We start from the raw sequence: 21,167 nt of genomic DNA on the forward strand, positions 1-21,167 counted from the left end.
CATGCTGGAGGGGTGAACAGGGCAGAGCTGGCCGGGTTCCTGCGCAGCCGCCGCGCGCGGGTCCAGCCGTCCGACGTCGGGCTGGAGGCCGGGCCGCGCCGCCGTACCCCCGGGTTGCGCAGGGAGGAGGTGGCCAGGCTCGCGAGCATGTCGGTCGACTACTACAGCCGCCTGGAGCAGGCCAGGGGGCCGCGGCCGTCCAGGCAGATGCTCGACGCGGTCGCCGCGGCGCTGAGGCTGTCCCCCGACGAGCGGGCCTACCTGTTCTCCCTGACCGGCGAGGTGGCCGGGCCGCCCGTGAGCCCGCCCCAGGAGGTACGGCCGGGCATCCTGCACCTGCTGGAACGCCTGGGAGACACCCCGGCCATGGTCGTCGACGCCAAGTACGACGTGCTCGCCTGGAACCAGGGGGCAGCCGCGCTGCTCACCGATTTCAGCGGCGAGCGCAACCTCATCTGGCGCTTCTTCACCGACCCGCGCGCCCGCGAGCGGCACGACGAGGAGGGCGCGTGGCGCTTCGCCGCCGAGTCCGTCGCCGACCTGCGCGCGGCAGCCGCCCGCTACCCGGACGACCCGGGCATCAAGGACCTGGTCGCCAGGCTCGCCGCCGCGAGTGAGGAGTTCGTCCGGCTGTGGGCCGGGCACGACGTCACCGTACGGAGATCGGCGCGCAAGCGGCTGCGCCACCCGCGGTCGGGGTGGCTGGAGCTCGACTGCGAGACGCTGCACGTGCCCGAGGGCGACCAGTGGGTCGTCTTCTACACGCCGGTCTCACATGCCGTCGCCGTCCCAGCGGCCGCGGGAGCGGCTGCGGACGGGCAGGCTTGACAGGATCGGCGCCGGGATGGGGTCGCCGGGCTTCCACACGCGGCCTTCGCCCCAGTTGTGCGAGTGGCGCTCCTCCGGGTGCTCCAGCGAAGCGGGGTCCGCGCCCCAGTCATGGGAGTGGGAGTGCCCCTCCTGCAAGCGCGCGGCGTCGCGGGCCTTCGCGATGGCCAGGAGGCTCTTGTCCGTGTGGCCGTGCGGGATCACGTCGGCGTCCGTCGCGCCCTGCTCCCTGGCGAACGCCAGCGAGGCGCGCAGGTCGGCCAGGTCGCGCTCGCTGCGCCGGTGGGAACCGCGGCCCAGGTCGTGGGTGGACTGCGACCAGCGCATCCGGTCGCCGCCCGCGCCGTAGTTGATCGCCTCGCCGCCCCAGCGCACCCACTCGTTCTCGGTGTACCAGTTGAACAGCTCGCCGTCGGAGCGCATCAGCCACGTCGTGCCGCCCTCCATCGTGGTGAAGTGGCCGTGCTTGATGCGCGCCGGGCGGAAGAAGTACGTGCCCTCGGTGAGGGTGCCGAAGTTGTACTCCATGTGTCCCTGCAGCGTGTACGCCTCCTCGTAGCAGGGGTGATGCGCCAGCCGGTGGTCGGACCAGCCCTCCTGGGAGTGGATCAGCCGGGTGTAGAACCCGGTCACAGGGTCCACGTGGAGATATTTGATGAAAAGTCCGGGCATGGGGCCTGCCTTCGGCACCGCGTCCCACTGCATCGCCTCGGAGTCGATCACGATGACGTCCCCGCGCGCGTCCGGCCACCGCGCCGCGCCCGGGTCGAACCCGGCGTCGCCGTACTCGCGATAGTGCAGGATCTGCGTGCCCTCGTCGAACGTGATCGCCTCGACGGGCACGCCCTTGGGGGCGAAGACGTAGCCGCCCTTGCCCATGCGCCGCCCGCCGTACGTCATCGAGCCTTCGAGCACGTAGAACTCGGTGTCCGCGTGATGCACGCCGGGGCCGCGCCCCCAGCCGGTGTGGAAGCCGACGCGTAAGGACGAGGAGCCGTCCTCCTCGTCGACCGAGAGGCGGCGCTCGCTCGCCCTGCCCTCGCCGCCGACGAGTTCCGCGCCGTGCCAGACGTAGTCGCCCTGGTGGATGAGTTCGACATGAGGCCGCATTTCCTCATGCTGGCTCCCGCCCCGGGTGATCGTCAATGGAAAGTCTGACGTTTTCACGTACCATCTCCGTGTGGCCGTCCCCGCGTACGAGAACCTCGCCGCCGACCTGCGCGACCGCATCGTGGCCGGGGAGTTGCGCCCCGGTGACCGGCTGCCCGTCGAGCCCGAGCTGTCGACCAGGTACGGCGTGAGCCGTAGCACCGTGCGGGAGGCGCTGCGCCTGCTGGCCAGCCAGAACCTCATCTCGACCGTGCGCGGCGTGTCCGGCGGGAGCTTCGTGGTGGCGCCGCGCCCCGAGCAGATCAGCGACTACCTGCGCACCGGGTTCGGGCTGCTGGCCGCGGACACCCAGATCACCGTGGACCAGCTCCTGGAGATCCGCGACCTGCTGGAGGTGCCCGCGACGGGGCTGGCGGCGGTACGCAGGAGCGAGGCGGACCTCGACGAGCTGCGCGGCACCCTGTTCGACGTGCCGGGCGAGCGGTACGAGCAGAACAAGCGCTTCCACGCCGTGCTCCTGCGCGCCTCGGGGAACCCGCTGCTGGAGGTGGTGGCCCGGCCGATCTTCCAGGTGCTCGATGAGCGGTTCCTGCGCGAGCGCGCTCCCGGCACGTTCTGGAACGACGTCGACCGTGACCACCGCGAGATCCTCGCCCTGGTGGAGGCGGGCGACGAGGCGGGGGCTCGCGAGGCCGCCCACGCCCACCTCGGCCACCTGCGCGGCACCTACCTGGCGATCGAGAAGTGAGATCGAATCGCGCTCCATACTTCGCCTGACTGACTATATGCTGAGCGCCACAAGACGTACGGAGGCGCCGGATATGCCGGATTCTGCACTGTCCTGTCACGCGCTGAGCTGCCACGCGGGCGAGCGGGAGATCATCCGCGAGTTCAGCTTCAACCTGACCGCGGGGGAGCGGGTCGCCCTCATGGGCCCGTCGGGGTCGGGCAAGACCACGCTGCTCACCACGCTGGCCGGGCTGCTCCCGCCGAGCTCCGGCCGCGTGCTGGTCGGCGGGGTGCCGCTGGTCGAGCGGCCCGACCTGCGCGCCCGCGTGGCGCTGGTGTTCCAGTCGTACGGCCTGCTCACGCTGCTGACCGCCGCCGAGAACGTGGAGGTCGCGCTGCGGGCGGCCGGCCGTACGGCCAAGGACGCGATGGCGGCCACGGCGGACATGCTGGAACGGCTGCGCGTGGCCAAGTTCGCCGACCACCTGGTCGAGGAGCTGTCCGGCGGCCAGCAGCAACGTGTCGCCGTCGCCAGGGCGCTCGCGCTGCGGCCTGCCGTACTCCTGGCCGACGAGCCGACGGCCGAGCAGGACGCCGACCACCGCGAGCTGGTCCTCGACGCGCTCCTCGGCTCGGAGGCCGCGCTGATCATCGCCACCCACGACCCGGAGGTGGCCGAGCGGTGCGACCGCGTGGTCGAGCTGCGCACGGCGGCGCTGCGATGACGGCCGTACGGTGCGACGGGGTCGTGCAGATCTACAAGGCGCAGGAGCTCGAGGTCGTGGCGCTGCGCGACGTCGACCTGGTGATCGAGGAGGGCGAGACCGTCGCCCTGCTCGGCCCCTCAGGCGCGGGCAAGTCGACCCTGTTGTGGCTGCTCGCCGGGCTCGTCCGGCCCAGCGCCGGGCGATTATGGCTGAACGGCGTCGAGGTGAACCGCCTCGGCCAGAGCCGCCTCGACCGGCTGCGCGCCCAGCACATCGGCGTCGTCCTGCAGAACCCGGCGCGCAACCTCATCCCCTATGCCAGTCCCGCGCAGAACGTCGCCTTCGCCCAGCGCGGCGTCCGCAGGGACCGGCGCAGGATCACCCGGCTGCTCGACCGGGTCGGCCTGGGCGGCGTGAAGACCCCGGTCGGCAGGCTGTCCGGCGGTGAGCAGCAACGGGTGGCCGTCGCGGTGGCGCTGGCCAACAAGCCCCGGCTGCTGCTGGCCGACGAGCCCACCAGCCAGCTCGACGGCGCCACCGGCAGGACCGTGATCGACCTGATCAAGTCCACCTCGGAGGAGGAGGGCACGACGGCCGTCGTCGTCACGCACGACCACGTCGTCAGCAGGGCGCTCGGCCGTACGGTCACCATCAGGGACGGCAGGGTCGGCGCCGAGGGCAGGCACGGCGAGAACTACGTGGTCGTCGGCCGCGAGGGCTCGCTGCAACTGCCGCCCGAGTACCACGGCATCCTGCCGGCGGGTTCGATGGCCAGGATCGAGCCGCTCGACGACGGCGTCATCCTCAGGAGGATCGAACCGTGATCTGGTCGGGGCTGTGGGAGCGGCGCTGGTTGTCGCTCATCGTGCTGATCGTCGCGCTCGTGCCGGTGACCGCCGCCGCGCTCGGGCCCATCTACCAGGGCGCGGCCGAGACCGCGATCCTGCGCAACACCCTCACCGCCGCGCCCACCGAGGGCAGGGGCTGGTTCTACCAGGGCGGCTCGGACGTCCCCTTCGCGAACGCGACCTTCCTCAGCCCGCCGGTCAAGGGCGCGCAGCTCACCGGCCCGTCGGTGGCCGGTGCGCCGCGCGACACGCTGATGTGGCAGGACGGCCAGTGCGCGCACCTCACGATGCTCAAGGGGCGCTGCCCGAACGCGGCGAAGGAGGTGGCCGTCGCCGTCTCCTCGGGGAAGCCGGTCGGCGGCAAGGTGTCGCTGCCCATCCTGCTGGAGCGGGCGGGCTCGTCCAGGCGCGCGACGCTCAAGGTCGTCGGGATCTACCGGCCGACGAACGTGGCCGACCCCTACTGGTTCAACCGGCAGCTCTTCGAGAGCAACGAGGCCAGGTCCGCGCCCATGTTCACCGTGCCTTCGACGCGGGAGCAGACCTACGCCAACCTGGAGGAACCCCAGTCGACGTGGCAGGACTTCGCCGTCCTCACCGTCGACGTCCACCGGCTCGTCGGCAGCGACCTGCCCGCGCTGCGCGCCGTCCACGACGGCACCCTGGCGCTCAGCCGCGAGCGCGGCGGGACGGTCAGCACCGGCATCGGCGAGACCATCGCCGCCATGGTCAAGCAGGTCGACGCGCTGAGCGTCCCGCTGATCCTCGTCATCACGCAGCTCGCCGCGCTGGGCTGGTTGCTGCTCTTCCAGACCGTCGCCGACCTGGTCGCGGCGCGCGGGCCGGAGATCGCGCTGGCCAGGTTGCGCGGGCAGAGCCGGTGGCAGGTGTGGCGGTTCGGGCTCGCCGAGCCGCTCGTCGTGCTGGCCGCGGCCCTGGTCGCGGGCGTCGCGCTGGCCGGGGTGGCCGCGCACATGATCGCGCCGCCCGGGGTGCCGGTCCCGACGCCGGTGTCCGCGGTGTTCACGGGGGCCGCCGCCGTTCTGGGCGGGGTCGTGGCGGCCGGATTCCTGGCGTACCGGATGGCGGTGCGGCCGGTCACCGAGGAGTGGCGCCGCACCCCGCGCAGGAGCGCGCGCGGCTGGATGCTGGACGCGATCGTCCTGGCGCTGGCCGGGGCGGGGCTGTTCGAGCTGCTGGCCACGGGGGCGATCACCGAGTCGTCGGGGCGTTACGCCGCGGCTCTCGCCGTACCTGGACTGATCGCCCTGGCGGTCGCGCTGCTCACGGCCCGGCTGTTGCCGCTGCTGGCCAGGACGTTGTTCAGGCTGACCAGGCGGCGCGGCGGGCTCGGGGCTTTCCTGGCGATCAGGCAGGTGGCCAGGGGCGCGGTGACCGTCGGCAGCGTGACCGTCGTCGCGACGGCCGTCGGCGTCGCCGCCTTCGCAGCGGCCACCTGGACGGTCACCACCGCCAACTACCGCGAGGTCGCCGCCGTCCACACCGGAGCGGACACCGTGGTCGACGTGGTCAGGACGGACGTGGACGAGTTCCGCAGGGCCGTACAGGACGCCGACCCCAGCGGGCGGCTGGCCGCCCCCGTCATCCGCATGCCGGGCCGGCTGCCGATGGTCGCCGCCGACCCCGCCCGGCTGGCAGGCGTCGGCCACTGGCAGCCGGGGCTGGCCGCGCAGACCGCCAAGCTGGGGCACGAGGTCGCGCCGCGCATCTGGCTGACGGGGGAACGGCTGCGCGTGCGCGCGAAGCACGCCAAGGTGCCCAAGAACTGGGAAGTGCACATCTTCGCGCTGCTGCGCGTTCCCGGGATGGCCCGGGGCGGCCGGATCCCCGTCGGACCCGGGATCGGCGAGTGGAACCTGCCGGCTCCCTGCCGCAAGGCCCGGTGCGAGCTGCGCGGGTTCGTCGGGAGCTTCGACTACTACGGCCCCAGCATCGAGGTCGCCAACGAGGACCACAGCTTCGACTTCACGATCACCGAGCTGGAAGTGAAGCGGGACGGCGGCTGGAACCCGGTCGAGGCGCGGCTCACCGACTCCCAGGCCTGGTCCGGGGTCGGGCTGATGTTCCAGGGCGGGCTCACGCTGGTGGCGCGCGCCTACGAGCAGGGGAACGCGCGGCCGATGACCTACCCGGACACCGTCCCCGTGATCGCCAACGGGCACCTGGACGGCACGCTGAAGCTGCCTGGCCTCGACGAGAACTACACCGTCGGCATGCAGTCCGTCGCCTCGGGCACCGCCGCGCCAGGACTGGACCGGCTCGGCGTCGTCGTCGACCTCGACCTGGCCGACCGGGCGGCGCTCGCGATCTCCCCCAACGCCACCTACGAGGTGTGGGTGGCTGCCGGGCACGGTCCTGACGTGGTCAGGGCGCTGCAGGTGGAGGGGCTCCAGGTCCTCGGCGTACGGCACGCGTCCGAGCTGCGCTCGCGGTTCGCCACCGAGGGGCCGGGTGCGGCGCTGGCGCTGATGCTGGTGTCCGCGGTGGCGGCGGCGGTGCTCGCGCTGGGGCGGGCCGTACTCGCGCTCTACTCGGCTGCTCGGCGGCGTGGTTACGAGCTGGCGGCGCTTGAGGCGGCTGGGGCGCGTGGGCGGGCTTTGCGGGTGGCTTTGCTGCTGGAACAGGCGTTGACGCTGGGGGCGGGGGTGGTGGGCGGGTTGCTCGCCGGGGTGCTGGGGGCGCGGGTGGCGCTGTCGCGGGTGCCGGAGTTCACGGTGCTGCCTCTGTCGCCGCCGCTGGTGTACGAGGTGAGCCTGACGCCTGTGGTGGTCGTGGGGGGAGGGGCGTTGGTGGCGGGGTTGGTGGCCGCTTCGGTCCTTTCTGAGGTGTTGATCCGCGGGATCACCGTTGATCGCCTGCGGGAGGCGCCTACGTAGGGTAGGCGCTATGAAGCGATTTATCCTGACAGGGGCGCCGGGGGCGGGGAAGACGTCGTTGCTTTCCCGGCTCGGTGAGATGGGGTACACGACCGTTCCCGAGGCTGCGACGTCCGTGATCGCGTGCGCTCAGTCTCGGGGGACGGCGGAGCCTTGGGCTGAGGCTTCGTTCATTGACGAGATCGTGGCTTTGCAGCGGGCTCGGCAGGAGGCGGCTTCTGGGGAGGTGCAGGTGTACGACCGGTCGCCGGTTTGTACATATGCGTTGGCTGTTTACCTGGGGTTTCCGGTTTCTCGGGCGTTGGCTTTGGAGCTGGATCGGGTGGAGGGTTTGTACGAGAAGGAAGTGTTTTTCGTGCGTAATTTGGGATTTGTGGAGCCCAGTGCGGCTCGGCGGATCAGCTTCGAGGAGTCGTTGGTGTTCGAGCGCATCCACGAGGAGAGTTACCGGGCGTTCGGGTACACCTTGATCGACATCCCAGCCGCCCCGATCACGGCCCGCACCACCCAAATCACCAACCACCTCACCCCCTAACCCCTCTTACCTCCCGGACCTCTCCACCCCGCCCTCACCCCCCTGACCTCTCTTGCCTGCCGGACCTCTCGCTCGCCCGCACCCTGGATCTCTTTCCGGTCCGCACATCCCGGCCCTCCCCGTGAGGCCCGTCTCTTCGCTCGGCCCGCACCCCGGGCCTCTCCTCCCGGCCCGCACTCCCGCCATCTCCGCTCGCCCCGCATCACAAGAGCCTCACCCTCTGGGTCCACCTCCCCCTCTCTCGCGCCTGCGCCTCCGGCCCCCCGGCCTCTTCACCTTCCCCGGCCCTCCCGAGGCGCCGCGTCGGCGGGACGAGGTACGGCGCGGCCCGGCGCCCACCCCACGACCCCCAGCCACGCCACGCCTCAGCAGGCCCCGCAGTCAGTGCCCGTGCCCATGCCCGTGCCCAACAAAGCCCCCAGCAGGCTTTCCCCCCGGAACCAACACCACCGCCACCACCGCAGCAACCCCCGCCGCCACAGCACAAGCAGTCAGCGCAGAAATGAACCCCCCAACCCCCACCACCCCAGGAACAAGACTCGCAGCCGCGACAGTCGAAACAACCGCAACCCCGACAGACCCACCCAGCTCATGGAAGGTATTCACGACCCCTGAAGCCACCCCCGCCTCCGCAGCCGGAACATTGGCCATCGTCGTAGTGGTCGCCGCAACAAACGCAGGCCCAACTCCAAAAGCCGCCAACACGAACCCAGGCAGCAACGAGACGTAGGCGTTGCCCCCCACCGAGATCCCCGTCATCAACGCCGCCCCCGCCGCCACCAGCAAGAACGCCCCCACCACCACAGGCCGCCCACCAACCCGCCCGATCAACATCCCACCGACCTGCGCCCCCACCGTGATCGCAACCGCCACAGGCAGAAACAGCAGCCCAGTCTCCAACGCCGTGAACCGCAGAACATGCTGAAGATAGAGCGAACTGGTAAAGAACAGCCCCAACAGCAGCCCAGTAGCCAGCAACATGACAAACGCCCCCGACAACACCGGCCGCCGCACCATCGTCGAAGCCCGCATCAACGGAGCACTGGCCCCCCGCTCGATGAGAAAGAACCCCCCATAAAGCAGTACGGCACCGCCAAGCGTGGCCAGCGTGACCAGATCCCCCCACCCGACATCCCCGGCGGCCACCAGCCCGTAGATGAGCAACGCAGTAGCCGCCGTAACCGCCACGGCCCCAGGCACATCCAACCCCCGCCACCCCACACGCCCCCGCCCACCACGGTCCCCGTGACCATGCGCCGAGCCATCCACTGCCTCGCCCTCGCCACCGTCTCCGTGACCGCGCGAGGAGCCTTCCACCGCGACCCGCTCGCCACCGTCCCTGTGACCGCGCGCCGAGCCACCCACCGCGACCCGTTCGCCACCGTCCGCGTGACCATGTGCCAAGCGACCCACCGCGCCATGCCCGTCACCGGCCCCGGGACCACCACTCACCCCAAGAGCGTCGACAACCTCATGAGGCGACGCGTGATGCTCGCCCCCATGACCGTGCGCCAAGTCACCCCCCGCACCATGACCGCCACCGGTGCCGTGCCCACCACCCGCCGCGTGGGCAGCGCCGAGACCGTGGACCGAGTCATCCTTCGCATCGTGGCTGCCCTGGGCGGCGCCGACCTCATGCTCGTGGGGCGACGCGTGGCCGACGAGCGCGGTGCGTGCCGTACTGGCTGGGCCGTACGGAAGAAGACGGGGAAGGGACAGCAGGACAGCCACCCCGACAGGAACGTTGACGAAGAAGATCCAGCTCCACCCCGGCCCAGCCGTCAACAACCCACCGATCAGCACACCAAGCGCCGCCCCCGTGCCGCCGATCGCCGCCCAGACACCCAGCGCCCGGGTACGGTCCCGGCCGTGGAAGAGGCTGGTGATGGTCGCCAACGCCGCAGGTGAGAGCAACGCAGCACCGACACCCTGAAGCGCACGCCCAGCGATGAGCACCGAAGCGCTCGCCGCGACCCCACAAACCAGGGACGCGACTGTGAACACCGCCAGCCCGACGGTGAGGACCCGTCGACTCCCGAACACATCCACCAGCCGCCCACCGAACACCATCAACCCGCCGAAACACAGCGTGTAGGTGGTGACCACCCAGGTGAGCGACGTGCGGTCGAGCGCGAGGTCGACACCGATCGCAGGCAGCGCAACCTGCACAACGGTGATGTCGACGATCAACATGAACTGCGCCAACGCAAGCAGCGCCAGCACTCCACGATGTTTCACGATCACTCCCTAACTCGTACACTGATGTTCGAGTTATGGAACCACGAAGTCCCACCCTGTGTCGACCCCCAGCCCAAATACCACAAAGGGGTATACCGCCCCTGGGCAACGCGAAAGTCATAGCCACACCCACGCCCCGCCCCGCACCCACGCCCCGCCCCGCACCCACGCCCCGCACCCACGCCCCGCCCCGCACCCACGCCCCGCTCCGCGCCTTGCCCTGCGCTCGACCCCCGCCCCGCGCGTCGCGCCGCCCCGTGCCGCGCCGCCCCGTGCCGCGCCGCCCCGCACCCCGCGCCGCCCCGCGCGCCGCGCCACGCGCCACGCCCCCCCGCCACCCCCGCGTCCTGCGCCGCGCCCTGCGCCCTGTGCTCGCCCGGCGCCGTCGTGTGGGTGTTTGGCGTGCTATGCCGTACGAGCCGCGCTTGCGGCGCCGCGTGCCTCGCGCCCGCGCCGGGCGTGTGGTGTGTTCTTGCCTACGGCGGGCGCCCGTGTGGCGAAGCCTGATCGGTCGGGACTGTGCGGTGGCTAGGTAGCTACTAGTGTCGGTAGTAAGAAGGCCTGCGACGTCAGTGGTGGGCTACAGGTGGGGTGGTCAGGGTGCGGCGGTAGGCGGTGAGGCGGGCGTCGACGCTGTCCAGGCAGCAGCTCGCGCACTTCACCGCCTCCGCAGACGTGTAATACAAACAACACGTGTTACGCAGGTAGAACAGCCCCTCGCGCTCGCCCTCCGCGAGGCGCACCACCTCGCCGAGCCGGTCGAGCCCGCCAGGCGCCACCGCCATGAACTCCTTGTACGCCGCCTCCAGTCGATCCAGCGGCGCCCCCCGCCGCCCGGCCGCGCAGAACGCCGCCGCGCAGCCGAAGGCCACCCCGCCGTGCAACTGCCGCAACCCCGCCCTGGTGCGTACCCTCATAGCCTGCGCCAGCGGCAGCAAATGCTCGGTCAGCACCCACGACACCGCAGTCTCTACAGACCCCTCCACCACCGACAAAGAGCGCAACCCCACGGCCTCGAAGCCGTGATGCGCCGACAGTCTGATGGCGGTGTTCGCCGGTCGCACGTCGACGACCTTGCCCTCCAGGGCCCACGCGAGCAGGGCGGATGCGGTGACCGTACCTGCATAGACCGCCATCACCGTCAGCGCCGTCGCATGGTCGGACACCTGGCCGCTGGCCACCCGCTCGGCCTCCAGCACCCGCTCCATCTCCGGCGACCACGGGTCGAGCAGCCGATCACACCCGATCCACTCGTCGTCCGTGGGCGAGGGGAGCTCGGTGACCTCGTACCGCTCTCCATAGGAGGCGAGCTTGGCGAAGAAACTATGCACCATAGGAGAGTAGGGGGAGAATCGTCTTGCTCAGCACGGACTCGGCGGACGACCGCTCCAGCCGCCCCGCCTCCACCTCCTGCGCCGCGCTGTGCAACACCCCGAAGAACGTGCTGACAAGCCAGGACAACGGCAGGTCTGTACGGAAATCCCCGTCGTCCCGCCCGCGTGCGATCAAGCGCTCGACGGTGAGCAGGGGGCGTTCGTGGTGGCGCCGGATGCGTTCCATGGGCATGGTCTGTGATGCCGCGAGGAACAGGCTGCTGTGGCGGGCCAGGATTTCCCACGATGTCGCGATAAGTGTGGCCATCGCCTCGGGGGCTGGCATCTCCTCCAGGGCGGGGTTCTCGATCAGCGGCAGCGTCACCTCGATCGCGTGGTCCATCACCGCGTCGACGAGCGCTTCCCGGGTGGCGAAATGCCCGTAAAGGGTCACTCTGCCCACCCCGGCGGCCTTGGCGATCTCCGCGACGCTGGCGTTGGGATCGGCGCTGAGCAGGCGCGTTCCCGCCGCGATGATCGCGGCGATGTTCCGCTCCGCGTCAGCCCGACGAGTCGTCACCACCCCGCGAGCCTATCCGACCCCCCTGCCCGACAATCCGACCGGACACCCCGCCCACGCACCACGTCGCGCGGGCAAGAGCGGACGAAGGTGGGCGAAGGTGGGCGAAGGTGGGCGATCATGCCACGCGATCTCCCACACGCCCACGTCCCGCCCGCGACCTCGCCCTTTCCCTCGCGGTCTCGCATGTGGGGTCTCGCACGAGCGCTTCCGCTGAGCGTGTTGGTCCGCTGCACCGACCAGTCGCTGCACCGCGCCCCGCCCCGCCCCGCCCCGCCCCGCCCCGCTCCGCTCCGCTCGCGCCGCCCCCGGTGTGCCGTCCGCCCGTGCGCCGCCCGTGGGCCTGTGCGGTCTCTCTCTCGTGGCCCGCCCGCCCACATTCCCTCACTCGCCCGGTTACCTATCGCCGATGGACCCAGTGGGCGGTGGCGCACCGGGGAGGGAGGTGCTCGTGACGGGAGAAGGGTCGCTCGCCGTACCGAAAGGACTGGTCCTCCGGAGGAGATCGTTACGGCCCTCTCGGATAGGCTCTGACATCGTTGTCATAGCTGAGGAGAAGACTTGCGCCCCCTGCATGCCGGCTGGACCCTCTCGGCCGCAGATCACCCCCCGGTCCCCGCCTCCGTGCCGGGTTGCGTGCACACCGATCTGCTGGCCGCCGGCCTGATCGACGACCCCTACCTCGACGACAACGAGCAACGCCTGGCGTGGATCGGCCGCCAGGAATGGCGCTACGACACCACCTTCACCTGGACCGACGACGGCCACGACCGGGTCGACCTGGTGTGTGAGGGTTTGGACACCGTGGCGACCGTCCTCGTCAACGGCGTCAGGGTCGGCGAGACGGCCAACATGCACCGTTCGTACCGCTTCGAGGTGCGGGAACTGCTGCGCGAGGGCGACAACGCCCTGACCGTCGTCTTCGCCTCGCCCTACTACTATGCGGAGGCGCAGAAGGCCGCGCTCGGTCTACGGCCCGGCGCGTATGTGGAACCGTACAACTTCATCAGGAAAATGGCCTGTAACTTCGGCTGGGACTGGGGCCCGACGCTGGTCACCTCCGGCATCTGGCGGCCGATCGGGCTCGACGCGTGGAGCGGCGCGCGGCTGGCCGAGGTGCGCCCGCTGGTGTCGTCGAACGGCCGCGTGGACGTGTGCGTGCGCGTCGAGCGCGCGTCGCAGCTCCCGGTGCTGGTCACCGCCGAGGTCGCCGGGATTTCCGGAGCTGTACGGCTGGCGCCGGGCGCCTGCGAGGGCGTGATCACCCTCGACGTGCCGTCGCCCGAGCTGTGGTGGCCACGCGGGTACGGCGAGCAGCCGCTCTACGAGCTGACCGTGCGCGCGGGCGCGTCCACCTGGTCGAAGCGCATCGGTTTCCGCAGCGTGGAGCTGGAGCGGGACGCCTTCGCGCTGGTGATCAACGGGCGGAAGGTGTTCGCCAAGGGCTTCAACTGGATCCCCGACGACTGCTTCCCCGCCCGGATCACCCGCGACGACCTCGCCGAGCGCTTCGGCCAGGCGATCGACGCTGGGGCGAACCTCCTACGCGTGTGGGGAGGTGGGCTGTACGAGTCGGCGGACTTCTACGAACTCGCCGATGAACTCGGCCTGCTCGTCTGGCAGGACTTCCCGTTCGCCTGCGCCGCCTATCCCGAGGAGGAACCGTTCGCGAGCGAGGTGGAGGCCGAGGCCAGAGAGAACGTGGCCAGGCTGATGAGCCACCCGTCGCTGGTGCTGTGGTGCGGCAACAACGAGAACATCGAGGGCGAACGGCACTGGGGCTGGCGCGATGAGCTGCAGGATCGTAGTTGGGGCGCGGGTTTCTACTTCGACCTACTACCGAGGATCGTCGCCGAACTCGACCCCAGCCGCCCATACTGGCCGGGAAGCCCCTATTCCGGCTCTCCGGATGCCGACCCGCTCGACCCGGCGCGCGGCACCATTCACATCTGGACGGTGTGGAACACCCACGACTACACGTTCTACGACACCTACTCGCCGCGTTTCGTCGCCGAGTTCGGCTTCCAGGGGCCTCCGGCGTACGCGACCCTGCGCCGGGCCTCGTCCGACGAGCCGTTGACCCCCGACTCCTCCCACCAGAAGGCGGTGGACGGCCAGGCGAAGCTGATCAACGGCCTCGCCGGGCATCTGCCGAGCCCGGACACGTTCGACGACTGGCATTACCGCACCCAGCTCAACCAGGCGCGTGCCATGGCGTACGGGATCGAGCGGTTCCGTGCGCTCGGGCCGTACTGCATGGGGACGATCGTCTGGCAGCTCAACGACTGCTGGCCGGTGACGTCGTGGGCGGCCGTGGATGGTGACGGCAGGAAGAAACCCCTCTGGTACGGCCTGCGCCGCGCTTACGCGCCTCGGCTTCTGACTTTCCAGGGGGATGAATTGGCCGCGGTCAACGACACCGATGAGGTCTGGAGTGGCGAGGTGGCGGTGGTCGCGATGACGTCCACGGGTGAGGTGCTCGCGAAAGATTCCCTCGGCCTCTCCGTTCCTCCGCGCGGCGTGACCCGTCTTCCGTTGCCGTCGGAGGGTGAATTGCTCTCGGTCAGCGCGTACGGCGCCGCCCCCGCGTTGCGCGTCCAGGACGAGAGCACCTTGCCTCGGGCCTCCTACGACACCGTCGTTGAACGCGTGAACGACGGGGTCCTGCTGCACGTGACCGCACACACCGTGGTGCGCGAGCTGGCCGTCTTTCCCGACCGGCTCGACCCGGCGGCGAGGGTCGACGACCAGCTGGTCACGCTGCTCCCCGGGCAGAGCGTCACCTTCCACATCTCGACTCGGGCCGACCTCGACCCCGGATTGCTGACCAGCCATCCGGTGCTGAGATGCGTCAACGAGTGACCTACGGCTGACTGCTGAGTGCCTCGTTGAGGCTTTGGTGCGAGCCGGTCGCCTGAAAAGCTTTGCCATTTCTGGTGCTGGTGTGACGGGTGTTGCCGGGTAAGAAGCCGCACAGAGCACTTGGGGAGGCACGATGGGGTATCTGTGGCGCGTCGGCGCGGTGGCCGGAGCGGCTGTGGTCCTGATGGCGGGTACGGCGGGGCCGGTGCTGGCGGGCTCCGACGACGTGAAGGTGTCGCCCTACCGCGTGGAACCGGGTGATTCCGTGCAACTCACCACGAGCGGCTGCCCGAAGGCCGACGACATGGTCGCCACGTCCGACGCCTTCGACGAGCCGGTCGACCTGGAGCCCGACGGCAACCGGTGGATCGGCGACGCGGACATCTCGTGGGACGCCGACCCGGGCTCGTACGACGTGGACGTGAGCTGCGACGACGAGGCCGACGCGCTGTCGGGGACGTTCCTGGTGGTCGGCGGCTGGGGTCCGGACACCGGCGGGGGCGGCCTCGCGCTGACCCAGGCGGAACGCGCGGCGGTCGCCGCGTCAGAGGGCACGTCGCCGTGGGTCTGGGGGCTGGGCGGAGTGGCCCTCGTCGGCGCGCTCGCCGCCGGGGCCGTCGTGGTCAGGCGACGCACCCACCTGCGTGGCTGACCGCCCCGGGCCACTGCGGTTCGCCGTCGTGGCCCTGTTGCTGGTGGGCGGGGTGAGCGGGTGCAAGGTCGAAGGGACGCCGACCAGGATCGCCGTTCCGACGACCGTCAAAGCCGCGGGCTGGCCCAAACCCGTGCATTCCATCGAGGGGTCCGCCAGACCCCTGCGCGTCGTCGTGCCCAGGGCGGGCGTCGACGCGCCCGTCGTGTCGATCTCCACAGAAAAGGGCGGCAAGCTCAGCGCCCCGCCGCTCGCCGAGCCCACGGTCGTCGGCTGGGACAGGACAGGTCCGGCCCCGGGTGAGGACGGCTCCGCCGTACTCGTCGGGCACCTCGACACCAAGACAGGACCCGCCGTCTTCGCCCGCCTCAGCGCGGTGAAGAAGGGGGACACGGTCGCGGTCGTGCGGTCGGACGACCGGGTGGTCGTGTTCCGGGCCACGGCGGTGGAGCAGGTGGGCAAGAGCGACTTCCCGGTGCGCAAGGTCTTCGGGGACGCTGCCAAGCCGGGGATCAGGCTGGTGACGTGCGGTGGGCGCTTCGACCGGGCGAAGCACTCCTACGAGGACAATCTCATCGTGTACGGCGAGCAGGTCGCGACCTACCGCGTCACCGACCTGGCCGCCCCCAAACGCGCCCTCGGCCCACCCGGTGCTGACGGAATGACCTGAGGCCAGGTCATTCCTCATCTCCGAGCGGGGAACTGCTTCACGCAGCTCGGGTGAAGCCTGCCCCGGCCTGGTCCGGGCATGAGGTCACAGGGGGCGCTTGATGCGTGAGGCGTACCAGAGGGCGCTGTCCTTGGGGGTGCGCTTCTGCGTCTCGAAGTCCACGTGCACGATCCCGAACCGCTGGCCGTACCCGTGCGCCCACTCGAAGTTGTCCAGCAACGACCAGGCGAAATACCCCTTGAGCTGCACCCCGTCCCGCACCGCCTCCGCACACGCCTCGATGTGGCGCGACAGGTAGTCGACCCGCCCGGCGTCGTGCACGCCGCCGTCCGCGCTCACCTCGTCGGCGAAGGCGGCCCCGTTCTCGGTGATGTACAGATCCACGGCCGGATAGTCCTTCTGGATCCGCCGCAGCAGGTCGAGCAGCCCCTGCTCGTCGATCTCCCAGTTCATCGTGGTCCGCGCCCGGCCGCCGTCCACCCAGCGCACGTCCTCCGCGCCGATCCACGGGGTGAGTCCGCCGGATTCATTCCCCGCGGCGACCAGGGCGGGGGAGTAGTAGTTGATGCCCAGCATGTCGATCGGCAGGGAGATCGTGTCCAGGTCACCCTCCCGGACGTGCCCGAAGTCGCTCAGGTGGGCCAGATCCTTGACGACGTCCTCGGGGTAGGAGCCGAGCAGCACCGGGTCGATGAACAGCCGGTTCTGGAGGCCGTCGATGCGCCGCGCGGCGTCCGCGTCCTCGGGGGAGCCGGTGGCCGGGGTCACGTGGGTCATGTTCAGGGTGATCCCGACCTTGCCCGACAGGTTCTGTACGGCGAGGCCGTGCCCGAGCAGCAGGTGGTGGACCGCCTCGATGGCCTTGCCTGGCTCGGTGCGTCCCGGTGCGTGTTCCCCTGCTGCGTACCCCAGGAGGGAGGAGCACCACGGCTCGTTGAGCGTCGTCCAGTTGGTGACGCGGTCGCTGAGCCTGTCGTGCACGAGGGCGGCGTACTCGGCGAAGCGGTACGCGGTGTCCCTGTTGGGCCAGCCTCCTGCGTCCTCCAGGTATTGGGGGAGGTCCCAGTGGTAGAGGGTGGGCCAGGGGGTGATGTCACGTTCCAGCAGGGTGTCGACCAGGTGGCTGTAGAAGTCGAGGCCCTTGGGGTTGACGGTGCCCGGCTCGGGGACGATGCGGGGCCAGGCTACGGAGAAGCGGTAGGCGCGGAGGCCGAGCTCGGACATCAGGCGGATGTCGTCGGGGTAGCGGTGGTAGTGGTCGCAGGCGACGTCGCCGGTCTCGCCGTTTTTCACCTTGCCTGGGGTGCGGCTGAAGGTGTCCCAGATGGAGGGGGTCCTGCCGTCGGCGGTGGCGGCTCCTTCGATCTGGTAGCTCGAGGTGGCGGCCCCCCAGAGAAAATTCATTCCGACGAATCCCTTCACTATTGGGAGCGCTCCCAAAGGCCTCCACGCTGGCAAAGCGTATTTGCACCGGTTCGCCCGGCACAAGGAGCCTTGGGCTGAGAATCCAGTGTTGTACGAACCACGGCGAACCCAGCGGTGGACCCGTGCTTCGGGAGCGTCAGGTGATCAGTCGCACCTAGTAGGGAGCGTCGGACGGACGAGAGGTCGTGACGGCCTGCTGACGCGGTCGCTGGCAGGGGGTCTTGGCGGGGGCGTGGCGGTGAAGGGGTTTGGTGGCCCACGCGGCGCGTGTCGCAAGGCGCCCGACTATGGGGCGCGGGCGCGTGTCTCTGGGCCTCGGTCACGCGGCGCAGGCGCGTAGCTCAGGGCGCCCCGCCGTGCGGCGCGGGCATGTGTCTCAAAGCGCCCGGCCACGCGGCGCGGCGCGTGGCTCAGGGTGCCTGGTCGTGCGGGGTGGGGGTGCCTGGTCGTGCGGGGTGGGGGGTGCCTGGCCGTGCGGGGCGGGCACGTGGCTTTAGGGCGCCCGGTCGTGCGGGGCGGGGTCTGGGAGCGGGGTTGTCCTAGCGTTCGCAGACGAGGCCGTCGCCGTCGCGGTCCTGGTACCAGGCGTATTCGGGGTCCACGCCCCTGCGGTACGGGCCGTAGCCGTGGGCGTTGGCTTCGGCGCAGGTCGGGTACCTGGGGTCTGTCTTGTCCGAGGAGGAGGGCGAGGGCGATGGGGTGGGCTTCACCGTGGGCTTGACGGTCGGCTTCACGGTGGGTTTGACCGTCGGGGTGGGTGTGGGGGTTGGTTGGGGGGACTTGTCGCAGCTGCCTGACCAGATGCCCAGCTTCTCCTGCCTGGCTTTGGACTCCTCGGCGCGCATCGCCTTGATGTACAGGTCGTTGGGCTTGATGAGCACTGCCTTGGCGAGGCCGTTCCTGATGAGGGTGCGGTTGACGTGTACGCCCTTGGCGTTCCAGACGTAGAACAGCCATCGGCCGTAGCCGTCCTTGGGGGACTTGTCTTTGAGGACATAGGCGACCTTGCCGACCGGGAGGAGCGTGGCTGTGCGGCGGGTTGCTGCGCCGCCCCAGCATTTGCCGGGTTCCGGGGTGTCCGACTCCAGGAGCATGACGCGTAGCTTCTCGCCCTTGCTGGTGGTGACGTCGAGGGTGTCGCCGTTCACGATCCTGGCTATCCGCACTCCCGTCGCGTTCGTGGGCACACCGGGCGGGCGTGCGGCGGCTCCGGCGGGGGAGGCGGCTGTGAGGGGTACGGCGAGCAGGGCGGCTGCGGCGAGAAGGGTGATGCGCATGAGTCCTCCCGTGATTGCTGACACTGGGGGACGCGTCGCCGGAGACGCCGGAGCACACCCTGGCCTGATCTGGACAGGAAACACACCCTCAATGAACCCCGGTGGGTGATCGCAGATGTGTGGGCGAGGTGAAGGGGAGGGCGGTGGCAGAAGCGGGCGCGGGAGGGGCGTGCGCGGTGAGACCGGGGGCGGCGGTGGGGCGGTGCAGGGGAGGCGTAGATAGGGGCACGAGGCTCGGCGGGGAGAGTGGCGATGGGTGGGGGTGGGATATCCGGGGAGATGCGGTGCGGGCGTGCGATACGGCCCGGCTAGGGCCGGGAGGTGTGGTGCAGGCGGCCGGGCTGGGGTGTGGGCGTGCGGTGCGGGTGGCCAGGTGGGGGCTCCGGGGGTGCGGTGCGGGTGGCTTGGGGGACCGGGTGGCGGGGGATGTGGGGTGGGGGATGTGGGATGGGGTGGGGTGGTGACCGGGGTGGAGTGCTGGGCGCGGTGGTGAGGTGTCGGGCGGGGAGAGGTGGTGAGGTGTGGGTGGGGAGAGGGGGGTGAGGTGTGGGTGGGTGGTGGCGGGGGTTTGGTGGGGGCTTGGGGGGGTGGGAATACCCCCTCCCGGTATGTGGTTGGGGTGGGTATGACTCGCATAGAAGCTCTCACCCCCGAGACCGCCAAGGGCGCGTCCAAGGATCTGCTTGCTGGGATCGTGGCCAGGCATGGCAGTGCGAGCCCGATGCTGTCGAGGATGGCGCACTCCCCTGCGGTTCTCGGCGGGTATCTGGAGCTCAATCGGGCGCTCAAGCGTGCCAAGCTCGATCGGCGCGTCAGTGAGCGGATCTCGCTGGCCGTACAGGAGCGTCAAGGGTGCGACCTGTGCCTCAACGCGCACGCCGATGCGGCGCGGTCGCTCGGGGTGAGCGAGGACGAGATCGCGCTCGCCAAGAAGGGGACCTCGGCGGATCCCAAGATCGCGGCGATGGTGGCGTTCGGGTATCTGGTGTACACGGAGCCGGCGAGCATCACGGATGAGCAGATGAATGAGCTCAGGTCATTCGGTTACAGCGAGCGGGAGATCGCGGATGTGGTCGGGGTGGTTGCGATCAATGTGATGACTGGGGCGTTCAATCTGGTCGCCGGGCTGTGAGCTCGTCGGCCAGGCGGGTGATCGTGTCTCTGCCCTCCAGGTCGCGTAGCCAGATGGAGGGCAGGGCGGACTCGCCTCGCCAGGCGCCGATGAGGTTGCCGCATACCGAACCGGTGGAGTCGCTGTCGCCTGAGTGGTTGACGGACAGCAGGAGTGCGCGTTCTGGGGAGGGTTCGGCGAGGGCGCAGTAGATGCCGATGGCGAGGGCTTCCTCGGCGACCCACGCTCCACCCAGTGCTTCTACGGCTTCTGGCGCGGCCATGGCTGGACTGGTTCTGGGCACCCTGTTTGGTTTGCCCGGCTTCTCAGGCATGGGTGGCCGGTCTGGTGTGCGCGGATCGTCTGGCATACGCAGGTCGGTGGGCGTGCGTGGGTTGGTGGGCGTGTGCGGATCGTCTGGCGTGTGCGGGTTGTTTGGCGCGCGCAGGTCGGTGGGCGTGTGCGGATCGTCTGGCGTGCGTGGGTCGGTGGGTGTGTGGGGGTTGCCCGGCGTGCGGGAGCCCTCTGGCGTGTGCGGGTCGACCGGTCGGTGTGGGGTGGTGGGCGTGTGGGGGCTGTCTGGCGGGTGGGTGCGGGAGGCTGCGGACAGGGCCGCCGACAGGGCTGCCGTGGTCTCCTCGTGGGCCGGGTGGCTGGCCAGGAGGTCCAGAGCGTCCTGTACGGCGGGCAGCAGGTCGGCGCCCGCGACCAGCTGGTGCACGATGGCGGCGAACGCGCCCGCCGCCAGGTAGCCGGTGGGATGCCCGTGGGTGATCTGCGCGCACTCCGCAGCCAGCGTGAACGCCTCCCGGGGAGAACGGCTGACCAGCCCGAAGGGAGCCGAGCGCATCACGGTGCCGCACCCCTTGGACGCCGGGTTCACCGGCCCCGGCGCGCCCATCGCGACCGGCCCAGGGAAGGGCTGGTGCAGGCCGGACAGGCAGGCGTTGCCCGGCGCCCGGCGCGAATAGAGCCAGGCCTCCTGACGCAACGTCCCGGTGCGCCACGGCTGGTCGGCGGGTGGGGGCGCCTTGTGGTCCTGGGTGTCGAGCCACCGCAGATACGCCTGCCGTACGGAAAGGACGGGATCCCCGACGAGGGGGCCCTCCGTGGTGAAGTCCCCGGAGAGGGGGCCTTCTCTGGTGAAGTCCCCGGAGAGGAGGCCTTCTATGGTGAAGAGGGTCATCTGGGTGTCGTCGGTGATAAGTCCGGTCTTCCCCCGCCAGTCGGCGATATATCCGGAAATGCCGGTGACTCCGTGGTGCTTGCGGATCTCCCTCAAGGAGGAGAACTCGATCGGCGCCCCCAACGCGTCCCCGATCGCCCCGCCCAGCAAGCATCCCCGCACCCTGTCCCCATATTCCATGAACTTCACGATAAAACCC

Annotated in this window: 17 protein-coding genes; 10 read left to right on the plus strand and 7 right to left on the minus strand. The window is 70.3% G+C overall.

The features are described from left to right. Positions 1-12 precede the first annotated feature (12 nt). Positions 13-828, plus strand: coding sequence for a helix-turn-helix transcriptional regulator (locus ACIBG8_RS31015; RefSeq protein WP_397346559.1), 816 nt, complete (start codon positions 13-15; stop codon positions 826-828). Here the strand turns inward: ACIBG8_RS31015 and ACIBG8_RS31020 are convergent. Further along, positions 772-1,938 (minus strand): DUF4437 domain-containing protein, encoded by a 1,167-nt coding sequence (locus ACIBG8_RS31020; RefSeq protein WP_397346560.1) that lies wholly within the window; start codon positions 1,936-1,938, stop codon positions 772-774. The two genes, ACIBG8_RS31015 and ACIBG8_RS31020, sit on opposite strands and share 57 nt — an antisense overlap. A 70-nt stretch (positions 1,939-2,008) precedes the next feature. Between ACIBG8_RS31020 and ACIBG8_RS31025 the strand changes: the two genes are divergently transcribed. From ACIBG8_RS31025 to ACIBG8_RS31045, 5 genes are all read left to right on the plus strand, one after another. Further along, a complete protein-coding gene (locus tag ACIBG8_RS31025) occupies positions 2,009-2,686 on the plus strand; it encodes a FadR/GntR family transcriptional regulator (RefSeq protein ID WP_397346561.1) in 678 nt (225 codons plus the stop codon). Positions 2,687-2,759: 73 nt separating this feature from the next. Beyond that, positions 2,760-3,392, plus strand: a complete 633-nt coding sequence (locus ACIBG8_RS31030; protein WP_397346562.1) for an ATP-binding cassette domain-containing protein — start codon at positions 2,760-2,762, stop codon at positions 3,390-3,392. After that, positions 3,350-4,198, plus strand: a complete 849-nt coding sequence (locus ACIBG8_RS31035) for an ABC transporter ATP-binding protein (RefSeq protein ID WP_397346563.1) — start codon at positions 3,350-3,352, stop codon at positions 4,196-4,198. The genes ACIBG8_RS31030 and ACIBG8_RS31035 overlap by 43 nt, the downstream gene beginning before the upstream one ends. After that, positions 4,195-7,119, plus strand: a complete 2,925-nt coding sequence (locus tag ACIBG8_RS31040; RefSeq protein ID WP_397346564.1) for an FtsX-like permease family protein — start codon at positions 4,195-4,197, stop codon at positions 7,117-7,119. Before ACIBG8_RS31035 ends, ACIBG8_RS31040 begins: the two co-directional genes overlap by 4 nt. Positions 7,120-7,129: 10 nt before the next feature. Then, positions 7,130-7,654: an AAA family ATPase gene (locus tag ACIBG8_RS31045; protein WP_397346565.1), complete on the plus strand. Its 525-nt coding sequence runs from the start codon at positions 7,130-7,132 to the stop codon at positions 7,652-7,654. A 381-nt stretch (positions 7,655-8,035) separates the two neighbouring features. On the opposite strand, the gene ACIBG8_RS31050 is transcribed toward ACIBG8_RS31045, so the two are convergent. The 3 genes from ACIBG8_RS31050 to ACIBG8_RS31060 all read right to left on the minus strand — a co-directional run bounded on the left by ACIBG8_RS31050 (position 8,036) and on the right by ACIBG8_RS31060 (position 11,788). Beyond that, a complete protein-coding gene (locus ACIBG8_RS31050; RefSeq protein ID WP_397346566.1) occupies positions 8,036-9,892 on the minus strand; it encodes an MFS transporter in 1,857 nt (618 codons plus the stop codon). 569 nt (positions 9,893-10,461) lie between these two features. Then, the gene (locus tag ACIBG8_RS31055; protein ID WP_397346567.1) at positions 10,462-11,223 is read right to left on the minus strand and encodes a (2Fe-2S)-binding protein; all 762 of its coding nucleotides are present in this window, start codon (positions 11,221-11,223) and stop codon (positions 10,462-10,464) included. Then, positions 11,216-11,788, minus strand: a complete 573-nt coding sequence (locus ACIBG8_RS31060; RefSeq protein ID WP_397346568.1) for a TetR/AcrR family transcriptional regulator — start codon at positions 11,786-11,788, stop codon at positions 11,216-11,218. Before ACIBG8_RS31060 ends, ACIBG8_RS31055 begins: the two co-directional genes overlap by 8 nt. Before the next feature lie 558 nt (positions 11,789-12,346). Between ACIBG8_RS31060 and ACIBG8_RS31065 the strand changes: the two genes are divergently transcribed. The 3 genes from ACIBG8_RS31065 (at position 12,347) to ACIBG8_RS31075 (ending at position 15,969) form a co-directional block, all read left to right on the plus strand. Continuing rightward, entirely contained in the window at positions 12,347-14,647 is a 2,301-nt protein-coding gene (locus tag ACIBG8_RS31065; protein WP_397346569.1) for a glycoside hydrolase family 2 protein, read from the plus strand. 133 nt (positions 14,648-14,780) lie between these two features. Beyond that, on the plus strand, positions 14,781-15,299 hold the full coding sequence (locus ACIBG8_RS31070; protein WP_397346570.1) for a hypothetical protein: 519 nt from the start codon (positions 14,781-14,783) through the stop codon (positions 15,297-15,299). After that, positions 15,292-15,969, plus strand: a complete 678-nt coding sequence (locus ACIBG8_RS31075) for a class F sortase (protein WP_397346571.1) — start codon at positions 15,292-15,294, stop codon at positions 15,967-15,969. The genes ACIBG8_RS31070 and ACIBG8_RS31075 overlap by 8 nt, the downstream gene beginning before the upstream one ends. A gap of 84 nt (positions 15,970-16,053) precedes the next feature. On the opposite strand, the gene ACIBG8_RS31080 is transcribed toward ACIBG8_RS31075, so the two are convergent. Both ACIBG8_RS31080 and ACIBG8_RS31085 read right to left on the minus strand, forming a co-directional pair. Next, on the minus strand, positions 16,054-17,373 hold the full coding sequence (locus tag ACIBG8_RS31080; RefSeq protein WP_397346572.1) for a GH1 family beta-glucosidase: 1,320 nt from the start codon (positions 17,371-17,373) through the stop codon (positions 16,054-16,056). A gap of 560 nt (positions 17,374-17,933) precedes the next feature. Beyond that, positions 17,934-18,671 (minus strand): thermonuclease family protein, encoded by a 738-nt coding sequence (locus ACIBG8_RS31085; protein ID WP_397346573.1) that lies wholly within the window; start codon positions 18,669-18,671, stop codon positions 17,934-17,936. Between the two features lie 733 nt (positions 18,672-19,404). Between ACIBG8_RS31085 and ACIBG8_RS31090 the strand changes: the two genes are divergently transcribed. Then, positions 19,405-19,803: a carboxymuconolactone decarboxylase family protein gene (locus ACIBG8_RS31090; protein ID WP_397346574.1), complete on the plus strand. Its 399-nt coding sequence runs from the start codon at positions 19,405-19,407 to the stop codon at positions 19,801-19,803. Here ACIBG8_RS31090 and ACIBG8_RS31095 read toward each other — a convergent pair. Continuing rightward, positions 19,781-21,148: an ADP-ribosylglycohydrolase family protein gene (locus tag ACIBG8_RS31095; protein WP_397346575.1), complete on the minus strand. Its 1,368-nt coding sequence runs from the start codon at positions 21,146-21,148 to the stop codon at positions 19,781-19,783. The two genes, ACIBG8_RS31090 and ACIBG8_RS31095, sit on opposite strands and share 23 nt — an antisense overlap. Between the last annotated feature and the right edge of the window lie 19 nt (positions 21,149-21,167).

It is taken from the genome of Nonomuraea sp. NPDC050556 (genome assembly GCF_044457355.1).
Taxonomy (GTDB): Bacteria; Actinomycetota; Actinomycetes; order Streptosporangiales; family Streptosporangiaceae; genus Nonomuraea.